Here is a 12,689-nt window from a genome sequence, read left to right as displayed (position 1 = left end):
GCATGCTAAATTTGGACAAAGCGGCTGTTTGTCGATATGATAAAAGAAAAGCTGCAATTACTTAGCTAGAACATTGGAGGTAATCATGAGCTGGAGAACGAGCTATGAACGCTGGAAAAACAAAGAAAACTTAGATTCCGAATTAAAATCGCTTCTTTTGGAAGCTGAAGGAAATGAAAAAGAACTAGAGGATTGCTTTTATAAAAAACTTGAGTTTGGTACAGCCGGCATGCGCGGAGAGATCGGACCCGGTCCGAATCGCATGAACGTTTATACGGTTCGCAAAGCATCGGCGGGCCTTGCCGCATACATAGGAGCGAACGGCAAAGAAGCAAAAAAGCGCGGCGTTGTGATCGCGTACGATTCCCGCCACAAGTCGCCTGAATTTGCAATGGAAGCTGCTAAAACGCTCGCGGAAAACGGCGTTCAAACGTACGTGTTTGACGAACTGCGCCCGACACCTGAACTTTCCTTTGCGGTAAGAGAACTGAATGCGTTTGCAGGTATTGTCATCACGGCGAGCCATAACCCGCCTGAATACAACGGCTATAAAGTCTACGGAGAGGACGGCGCGCAGCTTCCGCCTGCTGATGCCGACAAACTCATCGGCTATGTCAATGCGATTGAAAATGAATTGGAAATCGAAGCAGGCGATGAAGCTGCCTTAACCGAAAAAGGGTTGATCCAAATAATCGGCGAGGAAATCGATCAAGCGTATCTCGATAAACTGACATCGATTTCTGTCAATCCTGATCTGGCAAAGGAAACTGAAGTCAAAGTTATTTTCACCCCGCTGCACGGCACGGCAAATAAATCCGTGAGACGCGGCTTGAAAGCTCTCGGGTATGAGCATGTCACAGTCGTTCCGGAACAGGAGCTGCCTGATCCTGACTTTTCGACCGTGTCTTCTCCTAATCCGGAAGAGCACGCCGCTTTTGAATATGCGATCAGGCTCGGAGAAGAAAAAGGAGCCGATATTCTGATCGGAACCGATCCCGACGCGGACCGCCTCGGCGTTGCTGTAAAGGATCAAGAAGGCCATTACGCGGTGCTGACAGGAAATCAAACCGGCGCGCTGCTTTTGCATTATCTGCTATCGCAAAAACAGCAGAAAGGCACGCTGCCTGATAACGGAGTCGTTCTAAAAACGATTGTGACGAGCGAAATGGGGCGCGACATTGCCGCTTCTTTCGGACTTGACACGATCGACACGCTGACCGGCTTTAAATTCATCGGAGAAAAAATCAAACAATTTGAAGCATCGGGCGAATATGCTTTCCAATTCGGTTATGAGGAGAGCTACGGTTACTTGATCGGCGATTTCGCAAGAGACAAGGATGCCGTCCAGGCAGCACTGCTTGCGGTTGAGGTATGCGCCTTCTATAAAAAGCAAGGAAAATCGCTGTATGATGGGCTCCTCGAATTGTATCAAACGTTCGGCTTCTATAGAGAAGGCTTGAAGTCCCTGACCTTAAAAGGAAAAGAGGGAGCGGAGCAAATCGCAGCCATCCTCAGCACATTCAGAGAACAGCCGCCTCTTTTCATCGCCGGAAAAGACGTTGTATCCGCAGAAGACTATTTGACAGGGAAGCGGACGCTGCTGAAGGAAAACAAAACAGAAACGATCGATCTTCCGACATCCAATGTTTTGAAATATTTCCTTGAAGACGGCTCATGGTTCTGCCTCCGTCCATCTGGCACAGAGCCTAAAGTGAAATTTTATTTCGCAGTCAAAGGCCCAACCAATGAAGACAGTGAAGCGCTTCTCCATCAATTGACAGATGAAGTGATGAAAAAAATCGATGATATTGTAAAAGCGACTTCAAATTGATAATCGCTGAAAACCCGCCTTGCTACACGGCGGGTTTTCAATTTTTATTGATAAGCGGCCATAAATAATGTAATATATATTTAACAATAAGTTAGATATAAATTGCATGTGAAAGGGGAAAATGGCTGACATGAAATGGATAAAAACCGGGGATGAATATGTAGAAAAGAAAATGACGCAATTTTTTAGCGAAGCCGGTACGATTGTCGCTGCTATCTTATTTTTGGATATGATCATCCGGGGCCTCATTTTAGGGAGACCGGCATCCGAATACATCGTCAGTGCCATCGGTTTTGCAGTCTATGCAGGCTGGATATTGTTCCGCTATCTTTTGTCGGGGTTTGAATATCCGGAGATTGCAGGTCAAGCGGCGTACAGGAAAAAAAGAAAAGAGATCACGGCTCTCAGCCTCGCTTCCGGCATCATATTTGCCATTTTAGTGCTTATTTTTACCGGCATACCAAAACACCCCGGCAGTTGGTTTGACTTTATTATGATGGTGATGTTGTTTGTATTTTTTCATTTTCTGATCAACTTTATCTCGTTGCGCAAATCCTTTCGGAAAAATCAAGATCTATTAGATGATTAAATGAAAACGGCGGGTGAGCATATGGTTAACCGGGTCAAACTCGCCCGGGTCGAAAAGTCTTTGACACAAGCCCAGCTTGCCGAGCGGGTCAATGTGACAAGACAGACGATCGGGCTGATCGAAAAAAATAAATACAATCCGACATTGCACCTTTGCATCGCGATCGCAAAGGCGCTGGGCAAAACGCTTGATGATTTGTTTTGGGAGGAAGAAGCTTAACGATTCGCTTTGTCCCTTCTCGGTCAAAAGTCTTAGAAAAGTTCATCTCATGAGGTGGCCTTTTTTTTATCAAATATCGATATAATAAAAGAAACTCCGGGTTAAGGGGATGAATTTTTTGCGGGAAGACACGCAGTTTGAAAAATTGAAAACGCTCAAAGAAATAGCGGAAGCTTTAAACGAAGGGAACCATCTAAAAGAAACGCTACATGCTGTTTTAAAAAAGCTGCTCAGCTTAACGGGACTCAAAACAGCGTGGCTTTTTCTGATCGATGAAAAGGGTCGCTTTGAACTGGCCGCTTCGGTCCGCCTGCCTCAGGCGCTTTCTTACCGGCACAACCGTTTATTATGCGAAGGAAGCTGCTACTGTCTTGAACAATATAGGGACGGAAAGCTGGACAGGGCGAAAAATATCATTCATTGCCGGCGAATTACGACGGCCATGAGACAGAAGACCGGAGATCCGGAAGGCATCACACATCATGCAACCGTCCCTCTCAGCGATCAGAAGAAACAGTTCGGTTTGCTGAACGTTGCGGCTCCGGACAAAATTCATTTCAGCCGCGGGGAACTGGCGCTCCTCGAAGCTGTTGCTTTGCAAATCGGGATGGCGATCAAACGGATGCGGCTTGCTGAACAACAGCAAAAACACATGCTGCTGACCGAAAGAAACAGATTGGCTCAGGACTTGCATGATTCCGTCAATCAAATGCTTTTTTCGCTCAGCTTGACCGCTAAAGCGGCGGGGGAAATGACAGACCAGCCTGAGATCAGGGAAATGCTCGAGTTTATGCAACATCTTTCTCATGAAGCACTGCTTGAGATGCGGGCGTTAATTTGGCAGCTGAGGCCCCAGGGCCTTGAAGAAGGGTTGGCGGCGGCTCTTGAAAAATATGCGGAAGTGCTCGGCCTTCAGGTGATCTTCACGCTCAGCGGTGTGCTCCGGCTGCCGCCTCCTGCTGAGGAATTGATGTGGCGGCTGAGCCAGGAAGCTCTCAACAATTGCAAAAAGCATGCCAGTGCTAGCCGCATACAAGTGAAAATCGATGTATTCCAATCGTCTGCCGTCTTGGAGATCGAAGATGACGGCAAAGGGTTTCAGTACGATCCTGACGCGGGGATTCCGACGCTTGGGCTGAAAGGAATGAAGGAGCGGACGGAAAAAGCGGGCGGCACGTTTTTGATCGACTCCGCAATCGGTAAGGGGACGAAAATCCGGGCGGTTTTGCCTTTGAATGAGAAGGGGGAGGCAGGATGGAAAAGGTGAAAATCATCATTGCCGATGATCATCATATTGTCAGAAAAGGCCTCTTATTTTTTTTCAAAACAAAAAGCGATTTTGACGTTGTCGGAGAGGCATCAACAGGAATTGAGGCGCTCGATGTCTTGCGAAGACGGGAGGCAGACATCGTATTAATGGATTTATCAATGCCTGAAATGGACGGAATTGAGGCGACAAAGCGAATAAAAAAGGCATATCCGTCTGTCAAAATCATAGCGCTGACAAGCTATGCGGATGAAAGCTATGTGATTCCCGCCATCCAGGCTGGAGCCTCTGCCTATCAGCTCAAAGACGCCGAACCTGATGAACTTGTCGAGACGATACGTGCTGTTTATGGAGGGAGATATTCCTTGGATCCAAGCATCATGTCCCATGTCTTTCACCATATGTCACAGGCTGATGAGAAAGAAAAAATACATCAATTGACAAAAAGAGAAAAAGATGTTTTATTGGAAATTACAAAAGGGAAAAGCAACAAGGAAATCGCCGCTTCTTTATTTATCAGCGAAAAAACAGTGAAAACTCATGTATCCAATCTGCTGTCAAAGCTTGGCTTATCCGATCGCACGCAAGCCGCGCTCTTTGCAGTTAAACACGGACTACAACAAAATGACGGGAGATGATCAAATGAAAATAACCGTAGTCAGCGGAACCGCAAGAAAACAGGGCAGAACGCGGATCGCCGCTTCCTATATCGCCCGCACGTATCAGGCCGAGCTTATCGATCTAAGCGAGTTCATCCTACCGATTTTCAACGGAGAAGAAGAGCAGAGCTCGCTGGAGAATGTTCAAAAACTGAAAACTTCGGTCAAAGAAGCAGACGCTGTCGTTTTATTATCTCCCGAATACCACAGCGGTATGAGCGGCGCTTTGAAAAATGCGCTCGATTTTTTAAGCAATGAACAGTTCTCGGGCAAACCGGTGGCGCTTTTTGCTTGTGCAGGAGGCGGCAAAGGCGGGATGAACGCGCTCGCCAATATGCGTATTGTCGCGCGCGGAGTTTATGCGAACGTCATCACAAAGCAGCTTGTGCTCGATCCGATTCATATTGATGAGGAACACCATACGGTTACTGAAGCAGCCAAAGCCAATATCAAAAATGTAATGGAAGAGCTTCTGCACTTTGCTGAATTTCAAAAAGCCTGACGCTGATTAGAGCGCCAGGCTTATTTTATTTTACGTAAAAACGAGCACGCCGTTTTCGTGTTCTTGTCCCGAAAATGAGGCGTGATCAATGTATTGCAGCAGATCATAAAGCCTTTTTTCGACAATGGCGTCATCTCTTTCAAAATTGTAGGCGTGCAAAAAATGCTCGATCCGCTTTGATAATAAATCGTCTTCTGTCCGCACCATCAGGATCAGCAGATTGTCCCACTGCGAGCGGTGCGTATAATACAAAGCTTTGTCATAGTCAGCGTAATTCAATTTCGCCACTCTCCCTTCTTTCTGAGGAGTCATGATTATTTTATGTGGCGGGGTGTTTTTTTCTCCGGGCAAAACTTGGTCTCCCTTGTTTGACGGCCTAGAAATATGAGGATGGTATACGCTATACCGCGAAAAAATGTCTGCATGACATTCTCCGTTTCCGGTCAAGCTAACGTATGTACAATACATGCGGAGCGAATGGAAATGAAAAAACGATATTGCACGTACTTTTTTTGCATATTAACGCTTTTGTCATTCCCGGCGAAGAGCCACTTTCAAGCAGGTGTTTCCGATGCGCCAGAACGGTGGGAGAGAATCGCCTGGAGCGCCCTTGAAGAAAAATACGAAGGTGCAAAGCTTGAGGATTATGAATATTTAGGGCGCACTCAAGTCAATGATGAAGAGACAAAAGATGTCTTCAGGGTAACCGTCAATCAGGAAGGCAAATCATTTTCGGCGCACGCCGAGGTGTATTTTCACCCGGTGACCAATGCGATCATCAACGTGAATATTTTCACTTTATAACAAAAAAAACGAAGGAAGCAGCTTCCTTCGTTAACTCAATAATTTACGTATATGGTCCTGATTAACGATAATATCCTGCAGAGTGTATTGATCCAATACGTCCAAATAGGCGGAAAGGGCTTTGTTTAAAACATGCTTTAATCCGCAGATCGGAGAAAGTATACAATGGTTTTTTTCTCCGTTAAAACACTCGACAAGGTTAAAATCATCTTCTGTATTTCTTATGACTTCACCGATATTAATCAGTTCAGGCGCTTTTCCGAGACGAATCCCGCCGTTGCGGCCCCGAATCGTTTCAACGTAGCCAAGCTTGCCAAGCTCGTAAATCACCTTCATAAGGTGGTTTTTTGAAATGGAATAAGATTCGGCGATGTCTTTTATATTGACAAGCTCGTTTGAGTTTTTGGTTGCTAGAAAAATCAGTACTCTCAATGAGTAATCCGTATAATTTGTTAATTTCATCGCATTACCTCAATCAAACAAGTTTCCATTATCTTATCACATTTGCCTTCGGTTATGAGGGTGGAGCGGAAATTGTTACAAAAATATAAAACATTCCTTGAAAATATTGCTTTAATTCCATTAAAAGTCTAGTATAAAGATGTATTCAAAATACATCTTTAATCAAAAGTAACAGTCCCATTTAAAAAAAGATCTTATTGCACCTTTAAAGATGTATTCAAAATACATCTTTAAAGTGACTGGAGAGGAGAAAGCGTTATGCTATCTGAAAAAACCATGCAAATTGTCAAATCGACCGCCCCTGTTTTAAAAGAAAAGGGAACAGAGATCACCACTTGTTTTTACAAGCGGATGTTTAATGCGCACCCTGAATTGAAAAATATCTTCAACATGTCCCGCCAGCAAACCGGCGGACAGCCGAAAGCTTTGGCTTTTACTGTTTTGCAGGCGGCTGAGAACATCGACCGGCTCGGAGACCTGCTGCCGGTTGTCAAACAAATCGGACATAAACACAAAAGTTTGCATGTGAAACCAGAGCACTATCCTATTGTCGGTCAGCACCTTTTGGAAGCCATTGAAATCGTGCTCGGCGAAGCTGCGACAGAGGACATTCTCCAGGCATGGGCAGAAGCCTATGAAGAGATCGCCCGCGTATTTATTGAAGTCGAAAAACAAATGTATGAAGAAGACAAAAAGCAGGATGGAAACTGGGAAGGATTTAAACCGTTTGTCATCATGGATAAGCGGGTCGAATCCGCTACGATTACTTCCTTTTACTTGAAGCCTGCCGATGGAACGGATTTGCCCGCTTTCAGTCCCGGACAGTACGTATCTGTCCGCATTAAAATTCCCGGCGAACCATATTTCTTAACAAGGCAGTACAGCTTGTCAGATGCCTGGAATAAAGACTACTACCGCATTTCAGTCAAACTGGAAGCGGAGGAAGGGCAACCGGTCGGAAGGGTATCAAGCTATCTGCATGAGAACATGGAGATCGGGGGCAGCTTGGAAGTGAGCGCTCCGGCCGGAGATTTTACCCTTTCCGAAGGAACGGATCGTCCGGTTTACTTCATCAGCGCCGGATCAGGCATCACGCCTGTCATGAGCATGGTGCAAACATTGGCTCAAAAAGAAAGCAGCCGCGAGATCACATTCGTGCACGCTGCGAAATCTGAACAGCACCACGCTTTCAAGGAAGAAACGGAGAAGCTGCTCGTCGCCAATCCGGCGAACCGTCTCCTGTTTGTCTACAGCAGGGGTGCTGAAGCGACGGAAGATCATATTGTAAAAGGCCGGGTGAATGAAGAGCTTTTGAAATCGATCGTGAAAGATCCAAATGGCGAATTTTATGTATGCGGTCCGCTTTCATTTATGAAAAGCGTGATTGAAGGATTGCAAAATCTTGGCGTTCAGATGGAAAACATCCGCTATGAGAGCTTTGCTTCATCCCTTGACATGCAAATAGCGAACTAACCAAAGAGGCAGCTGTCAAACCGACAGCTGCCTTTCATCTTTTCAAATCCCGGCTCATACAATAAAGATAAGTCCAACCGGGGGGGATTTGAGTATTGAGCATACGGGAGCAAAAAGAGCTGCAGCGGGCGATAGCAGAAATTACGGAGATCGCGGAAGGATTCGGCCTGGATTTTTATCCGATGAGATATGAAATTTGTCCGGCTGAAATCATTTATACATTCGGCGCATACGGGATGCCGACAAGATACAGCCATTGGAGTTTCGGCAAGCAATTTCACAAAATGAAGCTTCACTATGACTTTGGCTTGAGCAAAATATATGAGCTTGTCATTAATTCAAATCCGTGTTACGCGTTTTTACTGGACAGCAATTCATTGATTCAAAATAAGCTGATTGTCGCACACGTTCTGGCTCATTGTGATTTCTTTAAAAATAACTGCCGTTTTCAAAATACGAAGCGCGATATGGTTGAAAGCATGTCGGCGACAGCAGAGCGGATTAAACATTATGAGACGGTCCACGGCTCAAAAGAAGTCGAAGCATTTCTCGATGCGGTGCTGGCGATTGAAGAACACATTGACCCTTCGCTCGTGAGGCCGAAGCTGTCGTGGAGCATAGATGACGAAGAGGAAGAAGAAACAGACGCGTCGCCCACTCTTTATGACGACCTCTGGGAACTGGATCACAAAGGATCGAAAGAGAAGAAGAAAAGGACGAAAAAAAAGTTTCCGCCGAAGCCGGAAAAAGACATTCTGCTGTTCATTGAAGAACATTCGCGGGAGCTGGAGCCTTGGCAGCGCGACATCTTAACGATGATGAGAGAGGAAATGCTGTATTTCTGGCCGCAGCTTGAAACGAAAATCATGAATGAAGGATGGGCGTCCTATTGGCATCAGCGAATCATCCGCGAGCTTGATCTGACATCAAGTGAAGCGATCGAATTCGCCAAGCTCAACGCGGGAGTGGTTCAGCCGTCCAAAACGGGCATCAATCCTTATTATCTCGGATTGAAAATATTTGAGGACATAGAGGAGCGCTACAACAACCCGACAGAAGATATGAAGAAGATGGGTGTAAAGCCGGACTCGGGGAGAGAAAAAATATTTGAAGTCAGGGAGATCGAATCAGACATTTCATTTATCAGAAACTATTTAACGAAAGATCTCGTAATGAGGGAAGATCTCTACTTGTTTCAAAAACAGGGAAGGGATTATAAAATCATCGACAAGGATTGGAAGGCTGTGCGCGATCAGCTTGTCAGCATGAGAGTCAACGGAGGATTTCCTTATTTGACAGTTGAGGATGGAGATTACTTAAAGAACAATGAATTATACATTAAGCATTGGTATGAAGGGATCGAACTCGATTTAAAGTATCTTGAAAAAGTTCTGCCTTACCTTCACCAGCTATGGGGAAGAAGCGTGCATGTCGAAACCGTGCTCGAAGATAAGCCCGTCATGTTTTCCTATGATGGAAAGGCTGTCCATCGCAGATATTTATAAAAAGTTTCAGGCTGCATTCGGGCAGCCTTTTTTATTTTAAAGCGCAGCAACGTCCGTCACTATGCAGTTTTACGAGTTAATAACAAAAATGTAAAATAAAGTATTTAACACTCTTTCTAGTATTGTAATTTTGGCTGCAGGAAAGTGCGAAAATGTAGTATTTAAGTTACCTTTGAAATGTAAATGAAATATTATCGACCCTTAAAAACTTTTTTTAAAAACGAATAATTAAGGAATTTGACTTAGTAAGTCAAGACTATACCTGATGGAAACCCCTCCTTATAATAGAAGCAGAGGAAGGCTGAAGCAGCCGTTCTCAAAAATCATGAAACTGCTAATTTTTGTCTTTGAAAATATAAAGAATTCTGCTAGTGGGAGGACAACATGAAAAAACAAGTAATAACAGCAGCATCAGCGGTTGTTTTAGGATCGACTTTATTTGCGGGAGCGGCTTCCGCGCAAACCATAACGGTGAAAAAAGGGGATACGTTATGGGGATTTTCGAAGAAGTACGGTACAAGTATCAGCAAGATTAAACAGGAAAACAAGCTGAAATCCGATATCATTTACATAGGGCAGAGGTTGTCGATCAATGGAAGCAGCTCATCGTCTGCAAAAGCGTCGCAAGCTTCATCAGCTACGCATAAAGTGGTCAAAGGAGACAGCCTTTGGAAAATTTCTCGGACATACGGCATGACTGTCAATGAACTGAAGTCTCTGAATGGCTTAAAAACAGATTTAATCCGGATCGGACAAGTATTAAAAGTTAAAGGGACGAAAAGCGTAAAAGCTGCATCAACGACAAAGCCTTCTTCTTCAAGCAAAACAAGTAAGGCACCTGCGCAAACCTCTTCAGCGCTGAATACGTCAAAGCTTGTTTCAGATGCAAAAGCCCTTATCGGAACGCCTTATAAATGGGGCGGAACATCTACATCAGGATTTGACTGCAGCGGATTTGTCTGGTACATCCTCAATAAACAGACAAATGTGGCGAGAACGAACACAGCCGGTTACTGGAATTCGATGAAGAGCGTATCAAGCCCTGCAGTAGGTGATTTCGTATTCTTCACGACATATCAGCCGGGACCTTCGCATATGGGGGTTTACATCGGAAACAATCAATTCGTTCATGCCGGTTCTGACGGCGTAACGATCAGCGATATGACAAACAGCTATTGGAAGCCCCGCTATCTTGGAGCAAAACGCTTCTAATGTTACAGGGACAAGCCCGTTCATCATGATGAACGGGTTTTTTTTCCGTTTAGAAACGGAACTCGGCTAAAAACGCTAAAAAGTGTTCGACCTTCTCATTATCTTTCAGACTAATTGCATATCCCCCTGCAACAGGAAGCTTCATGAAATCGCACGGCACCTCTATTAATCTTCCTTCCATCAGCTCGCGGCGCACAGTCGACAGCGGCAAAAATGATATACCGAGTCCTTCTGAAATAAATCGTTTCGTAATATGCGTTTGGCTTACGAGCATTGTTCTGACAAACGGAAATTTGATCCTCAGCTGCCTGACGAGGTCGTCCCAGTATTCGGGGTGATTATGGGTCAACAGCAAATATTCTTCAAGCAAATCTTCGACATCGAGCGGCGGCGCTTGTTCTGAATCGCGGCCGTCATGAGGGGCAACCAAAATCACGGGATCGCTGTACATGGAATAGCAGTTCAGGTTTGACGATTGCACGTTTAAGCAGCTTAATCCGATATCTGCATGGCCGGCTGAAATCAGGGGAGCGATTTCAGCTGATTCGGCGATCTTTACTTTGATCTCCGAATTCGGATGCAGCGCTGTGTATTTTTTTAATACAAATGGGAGAATCGTATCGGCGATAAGCGGTGAAACCGCTAGATTCAATGTCTGCGAATAGCCCTGTCTGATTCTGTGAAGCTCTGCCATGCTCGATTCATAGTCTTCCAGCAGGCGAAGGGCGAAAGGAAGGTAAGCGCGGCCTTCTTTCGTTAAATGAATGCTTCTTCCTTTGCGGGTGAACAGCTGGCACCCGAGTTCTTCCTCAAGCAGTTTAATTTGAACGGTGACGGTCGGCTGAGAAATAAATAAGGTTTCCGCCGTCTTTCTGAAATTTTCGTATTTTGCGGCAGTAACAAAGGTATGAAGCCATTTAAAATCCATTGCAGTCCTCCTGATTAATTTTGTTAATCAAAGACATCAATATAATTCAATATTTTTTAAATATTATATCAACTATAATGATATTTACAAAGGAAAAAGGAGGAATTGATATGGTTTATCATGGATTAAAAGGGATTACTTGTGTTGAAACAGCCATCAGCCGCATTGACGGTGAAGAGGGAAAGCTGATCTACAGAGGGTACAATGCTGATGAACTGGCGCTTACATCCACATTTGAAGAAGTCGCTTATCTGATACTCAACGGGTCATTTCCGACGGAAGCGGAACTCAGCCAATTCAATGAGATGCTCGCTTCATTCCGTGTGCTGCCAGAAGCATGCGAGCGATTGATCCGCAGCCTTCCTGCCGAATTAGACGATATGGCGGTTCTTCGCACGGCCGTTTCTTCATTCGGGGATAAATCGTTTGCGTTCAAGCCGACAATGGAGCAGGCTCTCAGACTGATAGCAGCCGCCCCGTCGATTATCGCCTTCAGAAAAAGGCTGACTGATGGCAAAGAGCCTGTTCAGCCGCTGGATGAGCTTGGCTTTGTGGAACATTATTTTTACATGCTGAAAGGAAAGCGCCCGACAGAAGCTCAGAAAAAAGCGCTCGAAACGTACATGATTCTTGCGATGGAACACGGCATGAACGCTTCAACCTTTTCGGCAAGGGTTACGGTGTCTACGGAATCCGATCTTGTTTCTGCCGTCACATCTGCACTTGGCACAATGAAAGGACCTTTGCACGGCGGAGCGCCGTCAGCGGTTACCGATATGCTGGAAGGCATCGGGGAAAAACAGCACGCAGAAAGCTATATAAGAGAGAAGCTTGAAAAAGGCGAGAGACTGATGGGATTTGGACACCGCGTCTATAAAACGCATGATCCGAGAGCGAAGGCTTTAAGGGTGAAAGCTGAGGAAATTGCCGGGGGCGACCGGGATATCGACCTTGCTCTTCATGTTGAAAATACGGCGATCGGCCTTTTGGAAGAATACAAACCGGGGCGCAAGCTTTATACGAATGTCGAATTTTACGCAGCGGCTGTCATGAAGGCGATCGATTTTGATGCCGCATTGTTTACCCCTACTTTTTCGGCAGCGAGAATGGTCGGCTGGTGCGCCCATGTGCTGGAGCAGGCTGATAACAACATGATTTTCAGGCCGTCGGCTAAATATATCGGGGAATTGGTTTCTCAGTAATGCGGACACACGCCTTCTCAGCGAAGGGCGTGTTTT

The 12,689-nt window shown here is 45.3% G+C and carries 14 protein-coding genes; 11 read left to right on the top strand and 3 right to left on the bottom strand.

The features are described from left to right. The first annotated feature begins 85 nt into the window (after nt 1–85). From M1E06_RS16500 to M1E06_RS16475, 6 genes are all read left to right on the top strand, one after another. Nucleotides 86–1,831, top strand: a complete 1,746-nt coding sequence (locus M1E06_RS16500; protein ID WP_216904217.1) for a phospho-sugar mutase — start codon at nt 86–88, stop codon at nt 1,829–1,831. Nucleotides 1,832–1,961: 130 nt separating this feature from the next. Further along, nucleotides 1,962–2,420, top strand: a complete 459-nt coding sequence (locus M1E06_RS16495; RefSeq protein ID WP_025811820.1) for a DUF6773 family protein — start codon at nt 1,962–1,964, stop codon at nt 2,418–2,420. A gap of 21 nt (nt 2,421–2,441) precedes the next feature. After that, nucleotides 2,442–2,639: a helix-turn-helix transcriptional regulator gene (locus M1E06_RS16490; protein ID WP_059230683.1), complete on the top strand. Its 198-nt coding sequence runs from the start codon at nt 2,442–2,444 to the stop codon at nt 2,637–2,639. 118 nt (nt 2,640–2,757) lie between these two features. Then, nucleotides 2,758–3,906, top strand: a complete 1,149-nt coding sequence (locus tag M1E06_RS16485; RefSeq protein ID WP_025808222.1) for a GAF domain-containing sensor histidine kinase — start codon at nt 2,758–2,760, stop codon at nt 3,904–3,906. Further along, on the top strand, nt 3,894–4,544 hold the full coding sequence (locus M1E06_RS16480; RefSeq protein WP_031305082.1) for a response regulator: 651 nt from the start codon (nt 3,894–3,896) through the stop codon (nt 4,542–4,544). The genes M1E06_RS16485 and M1E06_RS16480 overlap by 13 nt, the downstream gene beginning before the upstream one ends. Nucleotides 4,545–4,548: 4 nt before the next feature. Next, entirely contained in the window at nt 4,549–5,067 is a 519-nt protein-coding gene (locus tag M1E06_RS16475) for an NADPH-dependent FMN reductase (RefSeq protein ID WP_025808224.1), read from the top strand. A gap of 30 nt (nt 5,068–5,097) precedes the next feature. Here M1E06_RS16475 and M1E06_RS16470 read toward each other — a convergent pair whose 3' ends face one another. Next, nucleotides 5,098–5,346 carry a YhdB family protein gene (locus tag M1E06_RS16470; protein ID WP_023856510.1) on the bottom strand — a complete coding sequence of 83 codons (249 nt, stop codon included), beginning with the start codon at nt 5,344–5,346 and terminating at the stop codon, nt 5,098–5,100. Between the two features lie 198 nt (nt 5,347–5,544). Between M1E06_RS16470 and M1E06_RS16465 the strand changes: the two genes are divergently transcribed. After that, nucleotides 5,545–5,871, top strand: coding sequence for a YqzG/YhdC family protein (locus M1E06_RS16465; RefSeq protein WP_306453675.1), 327 nt, complete (start codon nt 5,545–5,547; stop codon nt 5,869–5,871). Between the two features lie 30 nt (nt 5,872–5,901). Here M1E06_RS16465 and nsrR read toward each other — a convergent pair whose 3' ends face one another. Next, nucleotides 5,902–6,333, bottom strand: a complete 432-nt coding sequence (gene nsrR, locus M1E06_RS16460; RefSeq protein ID WP_023856512.1) for a nitric oxide-sensing transcriptional repressor NsrR — start codon at nt 6,331–6,333, stop codon at nt 5,902–5,904. Between the two features lie 258 nt (nt 6,334–6,591). On the opposite strand from nsrR, the gene hmpA reads away from it, so the two are divergent. The 3 genes from hmpA (at nt 6,592) to M1E06_RS16445 (ending at nt 10,523) form a co-directional block, all read left to right on the top strand. Beyond that, nucleotides 6,592–7,806: an NO-inducible flavohemoprotein gene (gene hmpA, locus M1E06_RS16455; RefSeq protein ID WP_216904219.1), complete on the top strand. Its 1,215-nt coding sequence runs from the start codon at nt 6,592–6,594 to the stop codon at nt 7,804–7,806. 95 nt (nt 7,807–7,901) lie between these two features. Then, nucleotides 7,902–9,311, top strand: coding sequence for a SpoVR family protein (locus M1E06_RS16450; protein WP_216904221.1), 1,410 nt, complete (start codon nt 7,902–7,904; stop codon nt 9,309–9,311). A gap of 384 nt (nt 9,312–9,695) precedes the next feature. Next, a complete protein-coding gene (locus M1E06_RS16445) occupies nt 9,696–10,523 on the top strand; it encodes a C40 family peptidase (RefSeq protein ID WP_026579990.1) in 828 nt (275 codons plus the stop codon). Nucleotides 10,524–10,572: 49 nt separating this feature from the next. Here the strand turns inward: M1E06_RS16445 and M1E06_RS16440 are convergent, their stop codons facing one another. Continuing rightward, nucleotides 10,573–11,451 (bottom strand): LysR family transcriptional regulator, encoded by an 879-nt coding sequence (locus M1E06_RS16440; RefSeq protein ID WP_025811806.1) that lies wholly within the window; start codon nt 11,449–11,451, stop codon nt 10,573–10,575. Between the two features lie 110 nt (nt 11,452–11,561). Here M1E06_RS16440 and M1E06_RS16435 point away from each other — a divergent pair, with 110 nt between their 5' ends. Beyond that, entirely contained in the window at nt 11,562–12,653 is a 1,092-nt protein-coding gene (locus M1E06_RS16435) for a citrate synthase/methylcitrate synthase (RefSeq protein WP_216904223.1), read from the top strand. Nucleotides 12,654–12,689 lie beyond the last annotated feature (36 nt).

It is taken from the genome of Bacillus sp. AK124 (assembly GCF_053903085.1).
The sequence above is the reverse complement of the archived record's forward strand: the minus strand, read 5'-3'. Positions and strand labels throughout refer to the sequence as shown.

Excerpts from the sequence above, each read along its gene's own strand:
- M1E06_RS16500 (WP_216904217.1), top strand. The coding sequence starts at position 86 with ATGAGCTGGAGAACGAGCTATGAACGCTGGAAAAACAAAGAAAACTTA.
- M1E06_RS16495 (WP_025811820.1), top strand. The coding sequence starts at position 1,962 with ATGAAATGGATAAAAACCGGGGATGAATATGTAGAAAAGAAAATGACG.
- M1E06_RS16490 (WP_059230683.1), top strand. The coding sequence starts at position 2,442 with ATGGTTAACCGGGTCAAACTCGCCCGGGTCGAAAAGTCTTTGACACAA.
- M1E06_RS16480 (WP_031305082.1), top strand. The coding sequence starts at position 3,894 with ATGGAAAAGGTGAAAATCATCATTGCCGATGATCATCATATTGTCAGA.
- M1E06_RS16475 (WP_025808224.1), top strand. The coding sequence starts at position 4,549 with ATGAAAATAACCGTAGTCAGCGGAACCGCAAGAAAACAGGGCAGAACG.
- M1E06_RS16465 (WP_306453675.1), top strand. The coding sequence starts at position 5,545 with ATGGAAATGAAAAAACGATATTGCACGTACTTTTTTTGCATATTAACG.
- nsrR (WP_023856512.1), bottom strand. The coding sequence starts at position 6,333 with ATGAAATTAACAAATTATACGGATTACTCATTGAGAGTACTGATTTTT.
- hmpA (WP_216904219.1), top strand. The coding sequence starts at position 6,592 with ATGCTATCTGAAAAAACCATGCAAATTGTCAAATCGACCGCCCCTGTT.
- M1E06_RS16445 (WP_026579990.1), top strand. The coding sequence starts at position 9,696 with ATGAAAAAACAAGTAATAACAGCAGCATCAGCGGTTGTTTTAGGATCG.
- M1E06_RS16440 (WP_025811806.1), bottom strand. The coding sequence starts at position 11,451 with ATGGATTTTAAATGGCTTCATACCTTTGTTACTGCCGCAAAATACGAA.
- M1E06_RS16435 (WP_216904223.1), top strand. The coding sequence starts at position 11,562 with ATGGTTTATCATGGATTAAAAGGGATTACTTGTGTTGAAACAGCCATC.